Genomic DNA, 21,270 nt, shown 5'->3' on the forward strand with positions numbered 1-21,270 from the left:
ATTATCAATTACAAATGATCGATTACGAATTATGAATGATGAATGGAGTGATTTTACTGAAATTCGTAATTCGTAATTGATAATCCGTAATTGGCTCAGATATCTCCCAGCATTGGTCTGAGCTGTATTTCCTCAATAACGGTTTGTTTGGCGAGTGTAAAGGCATTCCAGATTACGCTGGCAATATCTTCAGGAGGCATCATTCTGTCGGGTGGGGCTTCGAAGCCATCCCAGGAGGCCGTAAGGGTTGGGCCGGGGCTAACAGCGGTTACACGAATATTGTGAGACATGAGTTCCCGGCGAAGGTTTTTGGTGAATCCCAGCAGGGCATATTTGGTGATGCTATAGGAACCGCCGTTGGGATAGGCATGGTAGCTGGCTGTAGAGCACATATTAAAAATATGCCCATTGCGTTGTGACATCATCAGTGGGAGCAGTTCCCGGGTAAGGTGATAGGCACTGTATACATTAACGGCCATCAACTTTTCGAGCAGGCCATCCGCTTCTTCATGTAACGCTCCGGGAATAAAGATACCGGCATTGTTAACCAGTATGTCCACAGTAGACCAGGTAGCTTTGATTTTTTGGGCAAATGCCATTACCTGGGCTTTATCTCCCATATCAACGGATTCAGCTATAACCGTTACCGCGGGGTTTTGCTGCTGTATTGCTGTCCGGGCAGCAGCCAGCGAATCAGCATTCCGTGCACAAATGATCACATTAAACCCTTCTGCTGCCAGTCTTTCTGCAATAGCCTTTCCGATGCCCTTGCTGGCACCTGTAATAACTGCATTCATATTGTTCGTTGATTGAATCGGTAAAATACTGAATTTAGTTGAATGACGCTTCTCCGGAAACCCCATCTGTCAGGTATTTTGTACCTTTGCCCCGTCATGAAATACAAACATCTTTTCTTTGACCTGGACCATACGCTCTGGGACTTTGAGACCAACGAACAGGAAACCTTGCTGGAACTGTACAACAATCACAACCTGGCCAACAGAGGGGTACCTTCTTTCGAAGCATTTCACGCTTCTTATCAAGGACACAACGAACGGTTATGGGAACGTTTTCGTAAGGGATTTATCAACAGAAATGAGCTGCGCGACAAACGTTTCCGGCTTACACTGCTGGATTTCAAGATAGGTGACGAAAAGCTGTGTCAGAGCCTTGCCGTGGGTTTCCTGGACATACTGCCCCATAAAAAGGCGCTGTTTCCTGAAACCATCGAAACACTGGACTATCTGGCAGCCAAAAACTACCCGATGCACATGATCACCAATGGATTTGAGGAAACCCAGCTGCTGAAGATGAAGAATTCGGGGATTGAACATTATTTTACACATATCATCACTTCAGAGGTAGCGGGTAGCCTGAAGCCTTATCCGGCCATCTTCGAATATGCCATTGCCCAGGCTGGTACTACTGCCGCGGAAAGTATTATGGTGGGAGATGCGATGGAGCTGGATATTAAAGGGGCTCATGGGGTCGGTATGGACCAGGTATATTTTAATCCTGCCAAACCGCCGGTCGATTTTACGCCTACTTATACGATCGGGCACTTAAAGGAGCTGAGAGAGATATTATAAAACAAAGCGGGATTCCGATATTCGGAATCCCGCTTTGTTTTATTGTGCTTTTTTAGCTGCTCTGAGTCCTGCCGTTCTGGAAGGCTGCATGCAGCAGCTTTTTTTGCCTTGTGCAGAGTCCTGTTTTGGCTGCGCGCCGTGGGCAGTCCCACAACAGCTTTCTCCGGATTTTTTGGAACAACTGCTTTTCGTTGTAGCAGCGGAAGACTTACTCCCGGACTTATCCTGGGCAAAAGCTGCTCCGGATACGAGAAGCAGGGCGGTTAATACAGTCAAAACATTTTTCATGCGGAATATTTTAGTATACTAATATATTAGATTTTTGCTATCACTGTCTGGCCGCCTTTCACCACCTGTTCCAGTTGTACGGTCACTTCTGTGCCCAGTGGCAGGTAAAGGTCTACACGGGAACCAAACTTGATAAAGCCCATTTCCTCATTCTGTTTTACTTCCATACCTGGTTTCAGGTAGTTAACGATCCTGCGGGCCAGGGCGCCGGCGATCTGTCTTACCAGAATATCCGCCTTGTTATTGCCGATCACCACAGAATGCCTTTCGTTTTCAGTGGAGGATTTCGGGTGCCAGGCCACGAGGTATTTACCGGCATGGTACTGAGACAGCTTAACGGTACCGCTGATCGGGTTGCGGTTCACGTGTACGTTGGCTGGACTCATGAAGATAGATACCTGCAGGCGTTTGTCCTGAAAATACTCCGGTTCAAAAACTTCTTCTATCACTACAACTTTACCATCGCAGGGAGACATAACGAGATTATCCCCGGTAGTGTACTGCCTTGCCGGAACCCGGAAGAAAGACACGATAAAGAGGAAGAACAGTATGGAAAAGATCAGGATGGTATAGCTAAGAGCCGGCATATGGCCCAGCCAGTAAAATACTGCTCCGTTGATCAGTGCCAGTACCAGGAATACAAGGGAAATGGTAGCAAATCCTTCACGATGGATCTTCATTTTTTTCTTATTTGTTAAGTTGTTTATATATCTCCGGCAATGCCGGAAAGGTTAAAGCCTGATGCGAAGTTACTTCAGAAATACGTTTTTCTGTCAAATGGATAATAAAAACCGATTATGTGTAATTAAGCCATCATGAAGAAATGCACATAAATCCAGGCAAAGGGAGCGGCGAGCAGCAGGGAATCGAAGCGATCGAGGAAGCCGCCATGACCAGGCATGATAGTACCGGAATCTTTTACACCGGCCATCCGCTTGAGTCTGGACTCCAGGAGATCGCCGATAGTACCGAAGATGGCAGCAATGCCGGCCAATACCAGCCAGTGTTGCAGAGAGAGATACTGCTGACCCCAGTAATAGCCATATACGCCGGCAGCGACTACTGCCAGTATCATCCCTCCTACTGTTCCCTCAATGGTTTTTTTAGGCGAGATAGACGGGAAAAAAGGTGTACGGCCTATCAGAGAACCTACAATATAGGCCATGGTATCGTTGATCCAGATAAAAATAATCAGCAGCAGGGGAATCAGCCAGCCCGGTGCGGTACCCACGTTTTCAGGTGTATAGTGGATATCGATAGCGCTGAGCCGGATATTGACCAGCAGGCTGAAGGGAATTACCACATACAGCAGCCCCATACAGGAGTAGCCCACATTTTTAGGAGAGAAGTCTTTATCCAGTAATATCTCTCCCAGTGGTAATACCAGCAGGAAGATAACGGCAACCCACCATCCGATAAAGCCGGTAGAGATACTGCCTATATAAAAATAATCGCCGGTAAAAGCCAGCATGATGGCAGCTCCGGCAACCGTTACCCCCCATTTGTGCCAGGAGGGAATGGTGGCATAACCGGGATCGATCAGGCGCATCAGCTTAAAAAATTCCTGCAGCGCAAAAAAGCTGACCAGGAAAAACAGCAGAAAGAAAGTAAAGGGACTCCATAAGATACCTCCCAGCATGACTGCCACAAACACCAGCGCGGAGGCAGTGCGGGTAAAAAACGTCTTCATTATGCCTAGTTCTGTTAATTGATTCTGAAGCACAAAAGTGTACAAAATTACCCGTTGAAGCAAATTGCTATTCCGGTATTACCGCATCGGCATCGCCTCCGGTAACGTTATTGTGATTTTGCACCAGGTCTCTGGCTACTTGTTCTTCCTGTTCGTGCACATATATTTCAGCCAGACCGGGGAGTGTAATGTTATAGGAAGATGATTGACGGTTGAGTAGTACAGCATTGATACCGTTGTCTGCCAGCATGCCTTTTACAATTTCCGCCTCAAAGGGGCGGTCGCTCGAAAATATTTTCACCCATCCTTTTTCCATAATAATAACATTTAGCTCAGTTGGTAAGTTACTGATTTTCATCCATACCGATACGGTCAACATCCTTGTCAACAGACTGTTTTACAGGATCTGTCATGACCATAGGAGTTGATTTCTGGCGGAGAGCCCATAACAATCCAATCGTCACTATCCCGCAAAGCAGGGCCGTATACCAGGCCACCGGCGTGTCTTTAGACGGGTCTGTCTGTATCATGCCATGCTGGAACAGGTACATCAGCACCACCTTGGTGCCGTTGTTGAGTATGTGGGCCAGTATACTCAGCCACAGGTTGCCGCTGAGCACATAGATGGCGCCCAGCACAAACCCGAGTACTGCTATGGCCATGAAGTCCAGTATTTCACCATGAACGGCACTGAAGAAAATAGAGGATAAGACTACGCTAAGCCATACTCTGCGGGTGCTTTTGATAAGCAGACGCTGAAATACCCCTCTGAAAAACAGTTCTTCAGCGATAGAAGGAACGATAGCGACCAGTATCAGGTTGATGATCAGATCTTTGATGCCTGGCATGCGGAGCATGAGGTTGACCATTTTTTCGGCTTGGGCCTGCATATCACGGGCATCCTGAGGCACGTTCCAGGTCTGATTCCAGTCGCTCACAAACCCGGCCACCCACAGCGCACCATAAATACCCATCAGCGCCAGCACGATCTGTATCGCTTTGGGAGCGGGTTTCAGGCCAAGATAACGAGCCGGGTAAGGTTGCCAGAGATAAGCAAAAACAGCGGCCGGAACTAAGTAAACGATCACAGTATAGAAAAACTGTGTAATTTTCAGATAGCCGATAAGGTTAGGGTCTGTCAGGTCTCCATTCTGGATCTCCATGATGGTGTGCCCGGTAAGGGGTTCCAGCAGCAATTGCAGCCCTGTAATGTATATCAGAAAGAAGCCGATAAAGAATCCAATGAAGGTGACGAACTGCAAAGCGGTGGGAGACTGTTTCAGATAACCGGTCATAAACACTTACTGTATTAAATTTGCGTAAATTTACATCGTGAAATCCAGTTTGCAGCGATATGGTGATCTCCGTCATCTTTTTGTATCCTGCCTCTTACCGCGAGGTAAGGAACTGTTACTTCCCGCTGTGAAAAAGAGTAATATAAAGTATAAAAATAATAACTACAGGTAAAGAGCTGTGGTATTTAATTTATGGTGAAGATAGGAAATATTGATCTGGGAGAATTCCCCTTACTGCTGGCACCTATGGAAGATGTGAGCGATCCCCCCTTCCGTGCGGTGTGTAAGGATAACGGGGCCGACCTCATGTATACCGAGTTTATTTCTTCGGAGGGACTTATCCGTGATGCCATCAAAAGCCGGCAGAAGCTGGATATTTTCCCTTATGAGCGTCCGGTAGGGATCCAGATTTTCGGTGGGGATGAAGAGCCCATGACCATGGCAGCCCAGATTGTAGAGGCTACCAACCCCGATCTGCTGGACATCAACTTTGGATGCCCTGTAAAAAAGGTAGTCTGCAAAGGCGCCGGGGCCGGCATCCTGAAAGACATTCCTAAAATGGTAAAACTGACGGCAGCCGTGGTAAAAGCCACCAAACTGCCCGTGACCGTTAAAACCCGTCTGGGCTGGGATGAGGATTCCAAAAATATTGAAGAGGTAGCGGAGCGTCTGCAGGACGTAGGTATTAAAGCGTTAACCATTCACGGCCGCACCCGCACGCAGTTGTATAAAGGTCATGCAGACTGGACGCTGATCGGAAAAATTAAAAACAATCCGCGTATACACATCCCTATCTTTGGTAACGGTGACATATGTACGCCGGAGCAAGCTATCGCCGCCAGAGAGAAATATGGCGTAGACGGGGTTATGATAGGCCGCGCTGCTATTGGCTATCCCTGGATATTCCGGGAAATCAAGCATTTTATGAAGACAGGCGAACATTTGCCGCCTCCAACTGTTTTGGAAAGAGTAGAAGTTTGTAAAAAACATCTGCGCCAGTCAGTGTCCTGGAAAGGAGACGTTGTAGGAATCCTTGAAATGCGCCGCCACTATACCAATTACCTCAAAGGGCTGCCCCATATAAAAGAATTCAGACAACAATTAGTAACTTACAAGACATTAGCGGAAATAGAAGACGTACTGGATGCGGTTGTTTTACAATACAAGGACCACATATTCGAAAGGACTGCTCCCACACTAGCTGAACATAATTTCCCGCCGGCTGATAATGAAATGGCTGGTTGTAACGTTTACGTATAAACGCTCTAACCCCATCCAAACAAAAAATAATAAATTACTTTCACATGACCACAATTAAAAATCTGAGAAATGAAGTCTGGAAAGACTTACAGATTAAAAACAAATCTGCCCTGCGTAAAAAATACGCGGTTTCAAACATGGGGAGAGTGATCAGTTATCATGAAAGTACCGAAGATGGTAAGCTGCTCACGGGTTCTACCGTGGAAGGCTATACGGTTTTAAATGTAAAACCGGCAGACAGTTACCAGTCACTCTACCTGCACAGGGAAGTGGCCAAGCTTTTCAACAAAAAACCAGGCCGCAACTATCGGTATGTTATCCACCTGGACTACGACAAGAAAAACAATAAGGCCAACAACCTCAAATGGGCAACCAAGGAGGAAATGGAGGAACATCAGCAGAATAGCCCGGCCAAACTGGCTTACAAGGAAAAACAACGTAACCGGGTAAAAGGCCTCAAGCTGAACGTGACGAAAGTGAAGAGTATCAAGCGCCTGCTGAACAAGCCCGGTAAAAAAACCATGAAACAGATCGCCGAACAGTTTGATATCAGCGAAATGCAGCTGTACCGCATCAAAAGCGGTGAAAACTGGGCACACGTAACACTGGATTAAAGCCTGGTTTTCCAGGAATGATCATATATGATGTTGTCTGACTATGGCCATACGATAAGTGTGGCCATAGTTGTTTGACACCTTATCCAGGAAAAACCCTACAGTTGCCCCCGGGTCATTTCAGCCAGCACCCTCCTGTAATGCGGACTCTCACGCAGCGCCGGCTCGTAGCCCATCAGCACCACCTGTTTCCGGGCACGCGATAATGTTACCAGTAATTTACGGTCTACCTCTATCTCTGTTTCTTCCCAGCGGAAGCTGCCCAGGCTTTGCAGGGTGTGTACCTGCGCTGCATGGTATACCGCCAGCGATACAATAATAATATCGTTTTCAGAACCCTGAAAACGCTCTACTGTATCGATATTCACCTGCTGAAGCACCTTGTCTTCCGACAACAGCTCCCGTATGAGGCTGATCTGTGTACGCCATGGCGTGACCACCCCCACTGTATCTTTGGTAAAGGTTTCCCCGTATTGCGCCTGAAGATATCGTAACAACGATACTACCCGCGCAGCCTCCGTTTGGTTCATTTTGGAGGTGGCCTCATAAGGACTGGGGATAAATACCTTCCGGCCTAAAGCCAGCACCTGCTTCCACGACGTTTCTTCCACAGCGGGCCCGGGCTCAAAGGCAGCCTGCTGCTGCTCTCCGCCTGAAGCAAGCTGCCCTGCGTAATAGTGATTTACCAGGTTGGCGATACTGTCGTGCATTCTGAAATGAGTGTTCAACATGCCCCAGGCATGCCGCCACTGAGCTTGTTTACAGCGATGCATCAGCCGCTCAAAAATGGAAGCACGCAGATCATGTATGCCCAACTGCTGCAGCACCGGGTCTTTTACCCTACAGAAAGATGCTTCCTGGGCCACAACCGGCGGCAGCTGGTTCTGGTCACCGATCAGAATAAATTTCCGGAAGGGCATCAATAGTCCCAGCAGCTGAGGTTCTGTCAGCTGCGAAGCCTCATCCACGATCAGGGTATCGGCCGGGATGCCCATCATCAGCAGCTGTTCCAGCCGGGTGGCCATCGTGGCAACGGTGGCTACAAATACATGGTGGCCGGTGATGTAAGCTCGGGCATTGTCAAGATTGCCTTCCAGGCAAAGCTGCCGTAGCTGCTGTGCTGACTCGGAGCTACGTCCCCCCAGCCGCAGATAACGGACCTGCTTTGCCTCCAGTTTATTACATATTTCATCTACCGCCTTGTTGGTAAAGGCTACCAGCACTACATGGCGGCGTTGTTTGACCATCTCCCCTACAATAGTGGTGAGCAAAGATGATGTTTTGCCTGTGCCGGGAGGTCCCTGTAGCAGGTAGTAGTCCTGCGCCTCCAGGGCCTGCCTGACGATCTGCTCCTGATTGGCATTGAACATGGCCGGCGCCGGAAATGGTAAGGGGTGCCAACGGGGTATTTCCAGGCCCAGCAGCAGACGGACGCGCTGTGCATTTAAAGGTGATAATACATGGAATAGGGCTGCAGCCGCAATCCAGTAGTTGGATTCGTAGATATCATGCTCAATAATCCATTCATCAAACTGACGGAAGAAATCCAGCGTCATCTGACGGTTGTTAAGGGAAAAGGTAAGCGTATCTTTTCCCAGATCGTCGATACGGCCTTTCAGCAGCTGTTGTTGCATGGGGCGTAGTTCGGCGCCGGTGCGCGGATAAATGATGGCGGTATCTCCAACCCGGAAGTTGTGGCTAACGGGATCGGCTATATCAAATAAGACCGCACTGTTGACGGTATCAAATTCACGGAAGCACAATCCGGAGATAATATTGAACCGGGCTTCCTTTTCCTCTTCCGTTTGCAGCCACAGGGCTGAGAATCCATCGGCATCTTCTTCCCGGTTCACTTCAGAAAACATGCCGCACTTGGCTTGCAGGTATTCCCTTAATACAAAAGAGAGATATTGCTGATAATAAGCTTTGGCCTCCGGTGGTGCCGAGTACCAGGCTTTTTCAAAGGCTGTAAAATGGTTGGCGCTGAAAGAAGGTAGTCCGGTAGCGGCTGTGCCGGTGATAGCCGATAATATTTCGTACTCTTCCCCTGCCAGTCGCAGCAACATGGCGACCACCTGGTTGCGGAGCAACAGCAGATCGTTTTCAGTACGGTGGGTACTGCTTACGTTCCGGAGCGGACTGGCCGCAGCGGCAGAATATAAAATAGCAGAACTGCCTTTGCGTTGCCGGCCAAAGGCGGAGCGGAGCAACAGGTTGTAGCCTACTACCTGCATCTCATGGTTCCTCCAGGTATTGAAGTCGGGCGCTTTGCCGCTTTTCAGTTCAAAGATCTCTTTACGGTGAGGGTCCTGATCGTCTTCAGTCATGAGGTCCAGCCTTCCCTGCAGACCGTAGCGGGCAGAGAAAAAGGTGGGCTCTATCCTGACTGGTTTGTCCTGCAGATCGCGTACCGTTGTATGGAGATTGCCCCAGTGCTGCTGGCGGATGTCCCGGTACATTTCATTCAGTTGTTCGCGACCGTAGGCTGCTGCCTGTAATACGTTTTCGGCCACGGCTTCCACGAAAGAGGTTTTAAAATCTATCTCGCGGTTGCGCAGCATCTCGTCCAGCAAGGCGTTGACCAGGTTACCTTTGAATGCTGCCGGCGAGGCCTGCTGCGGCGTAAGCTTTTTGACCAGGTACAGCAAGCGGTTGGCGCCTTTGTGGGTGAAACATTCGGCGAGGTCGCTGATATCAATGAGCAGGTCTGGCTCCAGTATGACGAGGCTTTCAGCAGTGGTGATATAAACATCCTGGCTGTTGCCCTGGCGGCAATGATGTACCAGGATGGTGTCGTAAGGGCGCAACAGCGGATGCAGCGCTACTACCGTAAGATCGTCCAGGTGGTCGAGCAACAGCTCAAAGTCACCCTGTTCATCGTTCTTAACCTGTATCGTAAAAGTATGTTTCCCGCTATCGTTCAGGTGCAGTGCGCCGGTAGCGGTGATCATACATTTCAGCAATGGGATATCAGCAGGATTATGCTGATAGGACAAGGCAAGCCGGGTATTGCCTGTTGTCAGGAACAGTTGCCGTAAATCATCCGGTTCCTGTTCCTGGTAAACCCAGGCTACTGCAGCGGTGAGTGCTTTGATACACAGCAGATGCTCATGGTCCTGCAGGGGGAACATGCCGGCGGTGGTTTTGTTGGTGAGGAGACGCAGGGCTGTCAGCTGTTGGCGGATCTCAGGAGGCACTACCTCTTTGTCGAAATAAAACTGCATTCGTGCAAACAGGTTACCGAAAGACCGGGATTCTTCGCGCGTAAGGTCGCGGAAGAGGCTTTCCAGTATTTGTTTGTATTGTCGGAATTTTTCTTCGGGGCTGGATGTATGATGCGCTTCTTTTATCCTCGCAAAAAAAGCAGCTGCCTTAAATGTCGCCTGCATAGTTGCAAGATAAGCATTACAGCACGGTTTGCATCAGTGGCGCAATTGTTATACCTTCCGTAAGATTTCTCATTGAAAATATATTTTTATGTCAGCCAAGAAAATAGCCATTATCGGGGGAGGTAACCTGGGGTCGGCCATTGCACAGGGACTGGTGAAGAGTGGTTTTTCCAGCCCTGCAGATATTACCGTTACCAAGCGCAATACCGGTACCCTGGCCGATCTGAAGGCAGCAGGCGTACAGATAGAGACAGACAATGCTAAAGCCATCCGGCAATCTGAAGTGATTGTGGTGGCACTGAAACCATACAATGTGCGGGAAGTGCTGCAACAGTTCAAAGAGGAACTGGACCCGACCAGACATATTCTTATCAGCGTAGTTACCGGTGTCAGCATCGCCGACTTGTTACATATTGTACCGGAGATACCTTTGGTAAGGGCCATGCCTAATACTGCCATCGCGATACAGGAGTCTATCACCTGTATCTGTGCCGCCAATACCACCGATGAACAAATCCGGTATGTAAAAACGATGTTTGATCAGCTGGGTGCTACTGTAAGCATCGACGAAAAACTGATGGATGCCGCTACTGTACTGGGAGCCTGCGGTATCGCCTTTGCATTGCGGTTTATCCGTGCCAATATTCAGGGTGGCATTGAGATCGGCTTTGATGTCCGTACCGCCAGCCTGATAGCGGCGCAAACCGTGAAGGGTGCGGCAGAACTGCTGATCCGTGAAAATCGTCATCCGGAGGAGGAAATTGATAAGGTAACTACCCCCAAAGGCTGTACGATTGCGGGACTAAATGAGATGGAGCACCAGGGCTTCAGTTCTTCTCTGATAAAAGGTATCAGTACATCCTATAATAAGATTGTGAAGGGTTAATTATTACGCGGATAATCGAAGAAGAGAAATTTTTTGGTGGCCATGTCAAAATCTTTCCAGCTGTCGGTATCTGCCTGAATGGCAAAGATGCCGGTGGTGGGCACATTATCGATGCGGATTTCTTCTGTGAGATAGTTGGCAAAATCGGTAATCCCGGGGTTATGTGCGAAGATGGCCACAGCGTTGAAATCATCATCTATCCGGGTGATCACTTTCAGGAAGGTGGAGGCGTAACAGAGGTACAGCTCTTCTTCCAGGAGGATGGCCTGTTTGGGATAGTGCCATTCTTCGGCCATGATTTTAGCCGTGGTGCGGGCGCGTTTAGCCGGGCTGGTGATAATCAGTTCGGGGACCATGCCTCTTGTTATGAGGCGCTGGGCCATTTCGGGGGCGTTTTGTTTACCTCGTTTGTTGAGCGGCCTGTCAAAATCATCCATGTCCGGATTGTTCCAGCTGGATTTTGCATGACGGATGAGTAATAGTGTTTTCATGGTCTGAAAACGAGTAATTTACATGGACGAAAATAAGATTTTAAAGGAAGTTAATGTGTTAAGGGTATAATGTTTTCTTCCAGGGGCTGATTTAAGAGAAAATTAACATGCGACAGCGCATAAAAAAAGCGAAGACCAACGGTGGTCTTCGCTTTTTTTTATGTTGATGAAAACTAGTATCCTCTTTCGTTTTTACCTTCCATGAAGTTCATGAAGGCTTTGTTTACCACGCGGTTGCCGCCAGGGGTCGGATAGTCTCCGGTGAAGTACCAGTCGCCCAGATTGTTGGGGCAGGCTTCGTGGAGGCTTTCGATAGACTGGTAGATGACTTCCACTTTGGCACGGATGCCTTCGGGAGTGAGTATTTCAGCGATTTTAGCTGAAATCTGCTCTGGTGTGAAAGGCTTATAAACATTTTTCACTACGTTCTGAGCATGGAGTGTGTTGGTGCGTTGCAGCTCTTTACACAGGCCATAGGCTTCCTGCAGGATATGTTCCTTGCCATGGTCTTTCAACAGGGCGATGGCAGCCTGGAAGGCAACGAAATCACCCATTTTGCTCATATCGATACCGTAGCAGTCGGGGTAGCGGATCTGCGGTGCAGAAGACACCACGATGATACGTTTGGGTCCGAGGCGGTCCAGCATTTTAACGATGCTTTCGCGGAGGGTGGTACCTCTTACGATGGAATCGTCTATCACTACCAGTGAGTCGACGCCGGGTCTTACAGTACCGTAGGTGATATCATATACGTGCTGTACCATTTCATTACGGCTGGAATCTTCCGTAATGAAGGTGCGCATTTTTACGTCTTTGATGGCGATTTTGTCGATGCGTATACGACGATTGACCATTTCGGTCAGTTTCTCTTCATCGAAATCCTTGTCCCAGGAGAGAATCCTTTCCACCTTGATTTTGTTGAGATAGTCTTCCAGACCTTTGAGGAGTCCGTAGAAGGCCACTTCGGCGGTATTGGGGATGAAGGAGAAGATGGTATTTCTGAGATCGTTGTCGATGGCTTTGAGTACAGTGGCAGACAGGTTACGGCCGAGGGCGGAACGTTCCTTGTAGATTTTTTCGTCGTTGCCACGGGAGAAGTAGATCCTTTCAAAGGAGCAGGCTTTGCGTTCTTTGGGTTCCAGGATTTGTTCTATGGAGTACTCGCCGTTATTTTTAACGATGAGGGCGTTGCCGGGCATGAGTTCGAGCACTTCATTTTCGCCTACGTTGAAGGTAGTGCGGATGGCGGCTCTTTCGGAGGCGGCTACGATTACGTCTTCGTTGATATAGTAGTAGGAAGGACGGATGCCGTTAGGATCGCGGATCACAAAGGCGTCGCCGGTGCCGATAAGGCCACAGGCGTGGTATCCGCCGTCGAACAGGGAGAATGCCTGTTGCAGGATATTTTTAACATTGAGCCCGTTGCGGTGTTCTTCATCTTCTTTAGCAAGAAAGTGATGAACGGTTTCGAGCATGGCGGCGAGGTCGCTGTTTTTGTGTACTTCGCCTGGGTTTACCTGAACAAATTTAAAGAGCTCGTCGGCATTTACCAGGTTAAAGTTCCCGGCCATGGCCAGGTTGCGGGCGGGGATGGTGTTGTAGCGTACAAAAGGGTGGCAGAGTTCCACGTTGTTTTTGCCCTGGGTAGCGTAGCGGAGGTGGCCCATCAGGTTTTCACCAAGGAACCGGATATGTCCTTTGAGGAGTCCGGGATATTTGGTGATTTCGGGCTGATACTTTTCGATTTCCTGAATTTCTTCCCGGATCTTACTGAAAACATCGCCGATAGCCTGTGGGGCGGCGCTGCGAATCCTGTGCATGAAGGGAACACCAGGTTCTGTGTTGAGTTTTACCGTTGCCACACCAGCGCCATCCTGGCCTCTGTTGTGTTGTTTTTCCATGAGCAGGTACAGTTTGTTCAACCCATAGAATACAGTTCCATATTTCTGTTGGTAATAAGAGAACGGCTTTCTTAATCTTATAAATGCCAGGCCGCATTCATGTTTGATCGCATCACTCATCGCTGAAAATTGAAGACGCAAAGTTACGCCAAAAAAATGCCAATTACGAATTGTACGTGTTAAGTCGTGAAGGGAAGGTCAAAATGGTGGGTATCAGGAAAAGAAGAAGAGCGAAAATAAAAGCCAATACTCGCTTTTATCTTCGCTCTTCAGCAGAATCAGTTTGCATTACTGTGCACCCCGGTTATTGTTTGGCAAGGGCTGCCATCCACTGACTGATATGTGTACAGTTTTTATATTCGTCATCTACGTGTACGTAGAAAGTAGGTATTTTTTCTATCAGCCATTTGTTGATGGCTTCTGCACGTTTGATATCGAGTGTACGTTGCTGGATACGGGAATAGTCGTCGGTCAGGTTTTCCCTGTGCGGCTGGGTCCGTGTTTTCAGGAAAACGATCCTTACGCCGGCGCGTCCATTGTCATCCGTAAAGGCTACGGGTGCGGAGAGCTGGCCTGGTTTCAGGGTATCGAGCATCAGTACGATATCTCTTTCGGAGGGATCGTCGAGCTGATCGATGGAGAGCAAGGTGCCTTCACCGGTTTTGGACTGGATCATACCACCGTCGAATTTGGCGGTTTGGGCGTCGCTATATTTGGCCACTGCTTCAGAGAAGGTGGTTTTGTTGTTAATGATGAGGGTCCGGATGGAGTCCAGCTTGGTGGTAGCGGCTGAGAGGTCGGCTTTGGTTACCGCTGCTTTCAGCAGGATGTGCTGTACGGTTACGTTGTCACCGGAGCGTTTCAACATCTGGATCAGGTGATATCCGAACTGGGATTTTACCGGTGAGGATATTTCGCCTTCTTTCAGACGGAAAGCTGCTGCCATGAAATCAGCGTCCCATTGTTTATCACCGCGGTTCATGACATACACGCCTTTGTTTTCTTTTACGCCGGGGTCTTCAGAGTACAGGATGGCGAGGGAGCCGAAGTCAGACTCCTTGTTGATCACCCTTTTTTTGAAGTCCTGGAGGCGTTCGATGGCGTAGTTGTCCATTTCGCGGGTTGCTTTTGGTATGAGAACGATCTGGCCAATTTCCAGTTCAGACTCATAGAAATGGAGACTGTCTTTGGGGATGGCGTCGAAGAAGCGTTTTACTTCGGATGGCGTCACCTTAACAGGCTCTACTACTTTATTGCGCATGGCTTGAGCCAGCAGATTTTCTTTAATGGGCTGGCGGAAGCGTTCGCGGAGCTGGTATACAGAGTAGCCAGTAATTTCCTTCATTTTTTCTTTGGAGCCGTAGAGCTGTTCGAAGTAGCGGATACGGTTTTCCATTTGCGCTTCCACTTCTCCATCAGAAACGGGCAAGCTGTCCCTTTCTGCCTGGAGCACCATCACCTTTTGGGAGATCAGCATTTCCAAGGTGTTACAAGGAGCCTGTGGGCTGATATTTCCATCGGGAGAGTTCCGTTGCTGCTCTGCGAGGGCGCCGTCCATATCGGATTTGAGGATGATTTTATCACCAACAACGCCGATAATTTTGTCTGCCACCAGTTTTTGCTGTGCGACAGCGGCTTGCCATAACAGCAAGGTCCCTGCAGATAATGCCAAAAGTTTCTTCATACTATAGCGGTAAAGTCCAAAAATAACCAATTAAAGATCAGTACGGTATTAGATATCGACGGATTTAACAAAAGTTTAGATAAGCCTCTGGTTCACGTCGTTTGGGCGGGATTATCAAGAAAAAAAGCTGTCAAAAGCGGGGATATAGTATCTCCTTTTCTGACAGCTTTTTTATTATTTCAGCCGGGTCACGAGGGCCTGAGGCTGTTATTAGAGTGTTCTTTTTACTTCCACTTCTTCGAAACCTTCGATGATATCGTTTGGTTTGAGATCGCTGTAGTTGCGGATACTCAGACCGCATTCCATGTTGGCGGCTACTTCCTTCACGTCATCTTTATAACGTTTGAGGGAGGCGAGTTCGCCGGTGTGGACTACGATACCGTCGCGTACTACGTTGATGCGGGTGTTTCTGCTCAGCTTGCCATCGAGAACGAAGCAACCTGCCACAGTAACCTTGTCGAAGCGGTATGTTTCGCGTACCTGTACGTTGCACACCACTTTTTTCTCGATTTTGGGTTCCAGCATCCCTTCCATCGCGCTCTTGATTTCTTCGATAGCGTCGTAGATGATGGAGTAGTTGCGGATTTCGATATTTTCTTTTTCCGCGAGCTTGGCAGCTTGGGAAGAAGGTCTTACCTGGAATCCGAGGATGATGGCATCGGAGGCAGTAGCGAGCAGTACGTCGGATTCGGTGATCTGACCTACAGCTTTGTGAACGATACTGATCACGATTTCTTCGGTAGACAGTTTCTGGAGGGAGTCGCTCAATGCTTCCACAGAGCCGTCAAAATCGGCCTTGATGATGAGGTTGAGCTGTTTAAAGTTACCCAGTGCCAGCCTGCGGCCGATTTCATCGAGGGTGATATGTTTCTTGGTACGGATACCTTGTTCGCGAACGATTTGTGCCCTGCGGTTAGCGAGTTCTTTTGCTTCAGACTCGTCTTCATACATTTTGAATTTCTCACCAGCCTGAGGAGCACCGTTGAGGCCGAGCACCTGCACCGGCATAGAAGGACCGGCTTCGTCCATACGTTGGCCGCGTTCGTTGAACATGGCTTTGATTTTACCGTAGAAGGAGCCGGACACGATGGTGTCGCCCTGGCGGAGGGTACCGTTTTGTACCAGCAGGGAGGCAATGTATCCACGACCTTTATCGAGGGATGCTTCGACGATGCTACCAGAACCTTCGCGGTCCGGGTTGGCTTTCAGTTCGAGCAGTTCTGCTTCCAGCAGGATTTTCTCCAGCAGGACATCGATATTGAGGCCGCTCTTAGCGGATATTTCCTGGCTTTGGTATTTACCACCCCAGTCTTCTACGAGGAGGTTCAGTTGAGCCAGTTGTTCTCTAATTTTCTCAGGGTTGGCGCCGTCTTTATCTATCTTGTTGATAGCAAATACCATTGGCAGACCAGCAGCCTGGGAGTGGGAAATAGCTTCCCTTGTCTGAGGCATGATGGCGTCATCGGCCGCTACCACGATTACTGCGATGTCTGCAGCTTTGGCACCACGGGCACGCATGGCGGTAAACGCTTCGTGACCAGGTGTATCGAGGAAGGTGATTTTTTTACCATTGGCAGTAGTTACCTGGTAAGCACCAATGTGCTGGGTGATACCACCGGCTTCACCGGCTACTACGTTAGCACTGCGGATATAGTCGAGCAGGGATGTTTTACCATGGTCAACGTGACCCATGATGGTAACGATCGGAGCGCGTGGTTCCAGATCTTCCGGTGCATCGATGTCATCTTCTTCTTCAGATTCTTCCACTGCGTCGAGGCCGATGAATTCCACTTCATAGCCAAATTCGCCGGCTACGAGCTCGATTACTTCTGCGTCGAGGCGTTGGTTGATGGATACCATGATACCGAGGCCCATACATTTGGAGATTACTTCCGCGAAGCTAACGTCCATGAGGTTAGCGAGTTCACTTACGGAAACGAACTCAGTTACCTGGAGTTTGTTGTTTTCAGTTCCCTGCTGTGCTTTCTGGCTGTTTCTTTCCTCGCGTTTTTCTCTACGGTGTTTGGCTTTCACGTTTTTACCGCGACCGCCGCCACCGAGTTTGGCCATGGTTTCTTTGATCTTATTCTGGATCTCGTTTTTATCGATTTCTTTTTCTTCAACGCGTTTGTCATCACGACTGCCTGGACGGCCGTGTCCGCCTTGTCCGGGTCTGTTGAACTGTCCGGGTCTGTTGCCCTGGCCCGGGCCTCTGTTGAAGCCACCGCCCTGGCCGCCGGGTCTGTTTCCACCCTGACCTTGACCTGGGCCTCTGTTGAAGCCACCGCCTTGGCCTTGACCTTGACCTGGGCCTCTGTTGAAGCCACCGCCCTGGCCTTGACCCTGACCCTGGCCTCTGTTGAAGCCGCCGCCTTGGCCTTGACCCTGACGGTTACGGTTATCGCCCTGCTGGGTGCGGTTATCACCCTGCTGGTTACGATTGTGACCACGGTTGTCGCCGCCACGGTTATCGTGGTGTGGGCGGTTTCCGGCAGCGCCACCTTCCTTATCGCCTTCTTTGAAGTCTTTAGGTTGGATGGGTTCCGGTTTTTTCTCGACGATAATGCGTTTGCGTTTGCGTTTTTCGTCGCGGCTGAAGTTGCCTTTGTTATTATCACGTCTGTCAGACTGAACGGGCAGTTCTATTTTACCGATTACTTTAGGGCCGGTTAATTTTTCGGCCTGTATGTTGGTAATGACTGCCTGTTGTTGTTCCTCCTGGGGAGGAGGAGGTGGTGTCTGGCTGTTATTATCGGCAGCAGCAGGAGGAGGAGTGTTGCGTTGTTCTTCCTTTACGGGCTGTTTAACAGGAATGTTAGCCGGTTCTTTGATTGCAGCCGGTTTTGCCTCTTGTATTACTTCTTCCACTTTGTTAACTACAGGTTTATCTTGAACCGGTGCGGCTTTTTCCGTTTTTTCTGTCGTATCGGTTTTTTCTGTTTGCGCTACTTTCTCAGCCTGTGGAGCGGGTTGAGCGGGAGTTTCCGCTTTTTCCGCTTTAGGAGCGGTTTTTTCCACTACTTCTTCGGTACGGGCAGCGGGGGCTGCGGGTTCAGGAGTGGTGGCCGGTTTTTCTTCCGGTTTGATGGTGGCTGTGGGAGGAGTTTGTGGTTTTTCCTCTTTGGCCGGGACAGCAGCGGGCTGTTGCGGAGCTGGAGTTGTTTCCGGCTCAGCTTTTTTAGCTACTGGTTTTTTATTACGGTTAAGGGCGTCGAGGTCGATAGTAGTAATGACCTTCGGGCCGTTAATCTTAGGAGATTCTGTTTTAACCACTTCCGGTTCGGCGGGAGGAGCTGGAGCCTTGGGAACTTCCGCAACAGGGGGAGCTGTAACAGCCGGAGGTTCTTGTTTAGGCTTGGGTTCCTCTTTTTCCTGGGCCGGAGGAGGTGTAGGTTGAGCCGGAGCAGCCGCCTGAGGTTCCTTTTTAGGGGTTTCCTTCGCAGGTTCCTGTTTGGGTTCGGGGGCTTTTTCAGCTTTGGGAGCTTCCGCTACGGGTGCAGCCTCTTCTTTTTCTTTAGTCTTTTTAGCCGCAGCCTCCGCTTCCTCTTTCTCTTTCTCCTTCTTCATCTTTGTTTCTAACACGCTTCCTTTGGGCAGGGCTATCTGGTCGCTTTTGCGTTTGTTAGCCTTGTCCTGTTGGAATTCCGACTGCAGTGCTGCGTACATGACAGCCGTAAGGCGGGCATTGGGAGAACCAAAGCCACCCATATCGAAGCCTTTATTGCCAAGGAAATCGATGAGGGTTTCCTTACCAATATTAAACTCTTTGGCTGCAGCCAGCAATCGTGGTGTGTTGTTTGTTGTTTCAGGCATATCGTAATTCGGGCCTCCCCTGTTTCCCGTTTCTTCCAAACGGGATGTTTTTTTACGTTTAAACAATAAATCGAAAAAATCAATTCCCCTTCTTATAAGCCCTTTACCTGGGAAGGGTTCTGGCTGGGCTTTATTCTTTGTCAAACTCTTCCTGTAATATTCTTCTTACATCCTGCACTGTCTCTTCTTCCAGATCCGAACGGCGAACCAGTTCTTCCGTGGTCAGCTCTAATACGCTGCGGGCAGTGTCACAACCTATTCTTTTCAGTTCGTCAATGATCCATCCTTCGATTTCATCTGAGAATTCTTCCAGATCGATATCAAATTCAGCTTGTTCCTGTGCTTCATCGCGGAATACATCGATTTCGTATCCTGTGAGTTCGCAGGCGAGTTTGATGTTTACGCCTTTTTTACCTATGGCCAGTGATACCTGGTCAGGATTGAGGTAAACGGAAGCGTACTTGTTTTCGTTATCCACTTCCATGCGGCTGATCCTGGCGGGTGTGAGGGAGCGTTGAATCAACAGCTGGATGTTGGTCGTATAGTTAATGATATCGATATTTTCGTTTCTGAGCTCGCGAACGATGCCGTGAATACGGCTACCTTTCATACCTACGCAGGCACCAACAGGGTCGATACGGTCGTCGTAGGACTCTACGGCCACTTTGGCCCTTTCGCCGGGTTCACGAACTATTTTCTTAATTACAATCAGACCGTCAAATATCTCAGGTACTTCAATTTCCAGCAATTTAGCCAGGAAGGATGGATGTGTGCGGGAAAGAATGATAAGTGGTGCATTGTTTTTCATTTCCACTTTCTTTACAACCGCCCTTACATTTTCTCCTTTTTTGAAATAATCTGTTGGTATTTGTTCTGATTTGGGCAAAATTAACTCATTCCCCTCATCATCAAGCAATAAAACTTCTTTTTTCCAAACCTGGTAAACTTCCCCTGTAACAATTTCGCCGGCTTTATCAGCATATTTCTTTACCAGGATGTTCTTTTTCAGGTCGCCGATACGGGCGGAGAGGGTTTGTTTGGCAGCGAGGATAGCCCTGCGGCCGAAGTCGAGGATCTCCACTTCTTCATAAAGATCTTCCCCTATCTGATAGTCTGGTTCTACTTTAATGGCGTCAGAATAAGCGATCTGAGCATTGTCGTCTTCCACTTCTCCGTCGGCAACGATAGTGCGACGGCGTAATATTTCAAGGTCGCCTTTCTCTGTATTTACAATCACGTCAAAGTTCTCATCCGAGCCATACTTTTTCCGCAGCAATGTTTTGAACACATCTTCCAATACCTTCATCAGTGTTGGACGGTCGATGTTTTCTGCCTCCTTGAACTCGGTGAATGACTCAATCAGGTTAATACTAGCCATGTTTAGTTGTTATATTTTAAAACACGATGCACACCTTTGTGTGCTTTATTTCATTAAGTTTTAAATCCGTTTGTTTGGTTTCTTTCTTTTTGCCGACTGTTTCCTCGATGGTGATTGAGTCATCCGTAACTGTTAGCAATGTACCTTCTTTCACTGCACCGTCAAGGAGAGTGACCTCCACCTTCCGACCAATGTTTTTCAGGTATTGCCTGTGCAGTTTCAAGGGCTCGTCCAGACCGGGGGAAGAGACTTCCAGAGAGAAGTCATTGTTGGGAAAGAGCTCACTGGTTTCCAGCAGTGCATAGAGTTTCCGGTTAAAAGATACCAATCTATCTACCGGCACTCCTTTGTCCCCATCTAAAAAGAGTTTTACGTTGTTAGTGGGCTTAATTCTGATGTCTACCAAAAAATTGTCGGGATCATTTACCAGCAGTCCTTCTGCTAATTCCCAAATAGCTTTTATCACTTGTTCGTTTGCCATACAAAAAACGAGAAGGGGACAATCTCTCGTCCCCTTCATTTGAATCATTTTTCCTGATGCAAATTTACAATTATTATTTTGATTGAAAAACAAATTCTTTACCTTGTATAACAAATTATTGACATTGCAGCGCAAATTGTCGACTTTTTATCGTTACTAATTGAACCGCAGCGTTGGCCTCAGCACATACAAATATTAAACTTGTTTAATGCGAATGTCCTTGTACAGAAAGCTCAATCCGGAATTGCTGGCCTGGCCTGCAGGACTGCTGTGCTTGTTTTTTCTGGACCCGGCAGCTAACCACCCGTCACTATGCCTGCTCAAAAACGTCGGCATCCCTTTCTGCCCGGGCTGCGGACTGGGACACGGGGTACATTATTTGCTGCACGGACAATGGCGGGAAGCTGTACATCACCACTGGCTGGCCCCCGTAGTGGTCGCCACACTGCTCTACCGTACCTTTCAGCTGGCCCGGCAACAATACACTGATTTTAAATTACAATAAAACGCT

At 48.6% G+C, this 21,270-nt stretch carries 18 protein-coding genes; 5 read left to right on the plus strand and 13 right to left on the minus strand.

All coding sequences use genetic code 11. The features are described from left to right. Positions 1-95: 95 nt before the first annotated feature. Positions 96-797, minus strand: a complete 702-nt coding sequence (locus tag KD145_RS19680; protein ID WP_212001023.1) for an SDR family oxidoreductase — start codon at positions 795-797, stop codon at positions 96-98. Positions 798-893: 96 nt separating this feature from the next. Here KD145_RS19680 and KD145_RS19685 point away from each other — a divergent pair, with 96 nt between their 5' ends. After that, positions 894-1,589 (plus strand): YjjG family noncanonical pyrimidine nucleotidase, encoded by a 696-nt coding sequence (locus KD145_RS19685; RefSeq protein ID WP_212001024.1) that lies wholly within the window; start codon positions 894-896, stop codon positions 1,587-1,589. Between the two features lie 39 nt (positions 1,590-1,628). Here the strand turns inward: KD145_RS19685 and KD145_RS19690 are convergent, their stop codons facing one another. From KD145_RS19690 to KD145_RS19710, 5 genes are all read right to left on the minus strand, one after another. Further along, entirely contained in the window at positions 1,629-1,877 is a 249-nt protein-coding gene (locus KD145_RS19690; protein ID WP_212001025.1) for a hypothetical protein, read from the minus strand. Between the two features lie 26 nt (positions 1,878-1,903). After that, the gene (locus KD145_RS19695; protein ID WP_212001026.1) at positions 1,904-2,557 is read right to left on the minus strand and encodes a phosphatidylserine decarboxylase family protein; all 654 of its coding nucleotides are present in this window, start codon (positions 2,555-2,557) and stop codon (positions 1,904-1,906) included. A gap of 125 nt (positions 2,558-2,682) precedes the next feature. After that, entirely contained in the window at positions 2,683-3,567 is an 885-nt protein-coding gene (locus tag KD145_RS19700; RefSeq protein ID WP_212001027.1) for a phosphatidate cytidylyltransferase, read from the minus strand. 67 nt (positions 3,568-3,634) lie between these two features. After that, positions 3,635-3,883 (minus strand): DUF2007 domain-containing protein, encoded by a 249-nt coding sequence (locus tag KD145_RS19705; protein ID WP_212001029.1) that lies wholly within the window; start codon positions 3,881-3,883, stop codon positions 3,635-3,637. A 28-nt stretch (positions 3,884-3,911) separates the two neighbouring features. Further along, the gene (locus tag KD145_RS19710) at positions 3,912-4,862 is read right to left on the minus strand and encodes a type II CAAX endopeptidase family protein (RefSeq protein WP_212001031.1); all 951 of its coding nucleotides are present in this window, start codon (positions 4,860-4,862) and stop codon (positions 3,912-3,914) included. 192 nt (positions 4,863-5,054) lie between these two features. Here KD145_RS19710 and dusB point away from each other — a divergent pair, with 192 nt between their 5' ends. Both dusB and KD145_RS19720 read left to right on the plus strand, forming a co-directional pair. Further along, positions 5,055-6,122 carry a tRNA dihydrouridine synthase DusB gene (gene dusB / locus KD145_RS19715; RefSeq protein ID WP_212001033.1) on the plus strand — a complete coding sequence of 356 codons (1,068 nt, stop codon included), beginning with the start codon at positions 5,055-5,057 and terminating at the stop codon, positions 6,120-6,122. A gap of 44 nt (positions 6,123-6,166) precedes the next feature. Next, entirely contained in the window at positions 6,167-6,736 is a 570-nt protein-coding gene (locus KD145_RS19720) for an NUMOD4 domain-containing protein (protein ID WP_113616010.1), read from the plus strand. Between the two features lie 98 nt (positions 6,737-6,834). Here KD145_RS19720 and KD145_RS19725 read toward each other — a convergent pair whose 3' ends face one another. Continuing rightward, a complete protein-coding gene (locus tag KD145_RS19725; RefSeq protein ID WP_212001035.1) occupies positions 6,835-10,125 on the minus strand; it encodes a DEAD/DEAH box helicase in 3,291 nt (1,096 codons plus the stop codon). 88 nt (positions 10,126-10,213) lie between these two features. Here KD145_RS19725 and proC point away from each other — a divergent pair, with 88 nt between their 5' ends. Beyond that, a complete protein-coding gene (proC, locus tag KD145_RS19730) occupies positions 10,214-11,011 on the plus strand; it encodes a pyrroline-5-carboxylate reductase (RefSeq protein WP_212001037.1) in 798 nt (265 codons plus the stop codon). On the opposite strand, the gene KD145_RS19735 is transcribed toward proC, so the two are convergent. The 6 genes from KD145_RS19735 to rimP all read right to left on the minus strand — a co-directional run bounded on the left by KD145_RS19735 (position 11,008) and on the right by rimP (position 20,759). After that, a complete protein-coding gene (locus tag KD145_RS19735) occupies positions 11,008-11,502 on the minus strand; it encodes a histidine phosphatase family protein (RefSeq protein ID WP_212001039.1) in 495 nt (164 codons plus the stop codon). The genes proC and KD145_RS19735 overlap by 4 nt on opposite strands. A gap of 173 nt (positions 11,503-11,675) precedes the next feature. Beyond that, positions 11,676-13,523, minus strand: coding sequence for an amidophosphoribosyltransferase (locus tag KD145_RS19740; RefSeq protein WP_212001041.1), 1,848 nt, complete (start codon positions 13,521-13,523; stop codon positions 11,676-11,678). A 184-nt stretch (positions 13,524-13,707) separates the two neighbouring features. Further along, positions 13,708-15,087 (minus strand): peptidylprolyl isomerase, encoded by a 1,380-nt coding sequence (locus KD145_RS19745; protein ID WP_212001043.1) that lies wholly within the window; start codon positions 15,085-15,087, stop codon positions 13,708-13,710. Between the two features lie 210 nt (positions 15,088-15,297). Continuing rightward, positions 15,298-18,939: a translation initiation factor IF-2 gene (gene infB, locus KD145_RS19750; protein ID WP_249219453.1), complete on the minus strand. Its 3,642-nt coding sequence runs from the start codon at positions 18,937-18,939 to the stop codon at positions 15,298-15,300. 91 nt (positions 18,940-19,030) lie between these two features. After that, positions 19,031-20,278 (minus strand): transcription termination factor NusA, encoded by a 1,248-nt coding sequence (gene nusA / locus KD145_RS19755; RefSeq protein ID WP_113616004.1) that lies wholly within the window; start codon positions 20,276-20,278, stop codon positions 19,031-19,033. A gap of 16 nt (positions 20,279-20,294) precedes the next feature. Beyond that, positions 20,295-20,759 (minus strand): ribosome maturation factor RimP, encoded by a 465-nt coding sequence (gene rimP, locus KD145_RS19760; protein WP_249219455.1) that lies wholly within the window; start codon positions 20,757-20,759, stop codon positions 20,295-20,297. Positions 20,760-20,967: 208 nt separating this feature from the next. Between rimP and KD145_RS19765 the strand changes: the two genes are divergently transcribed. Then, positions 20,968-21,264, plus strand: a complete 297-nt coding sequence (locus tag KD145_RS19765) for a DUF2752 domain-containing protein (RefSeq protein ID WP_212001046.1) — start codon at positions 20,968-20,970, stop codon at positions 21,262-21,264. The last annotated feature ends 6 nt before the right edge of the window (positions 21,265-21,270 follow it).

Origin of the sequence: Chitinophaga sp. HK235, from assembly GCF_018255755.1 — a bacterium.
Taxonomy (GTDB): domain Bacteria; phylum Bacteroidota; class Bacteroidia; order Chitinophagales; family Chitinophagaceae; genus Chitinophaga.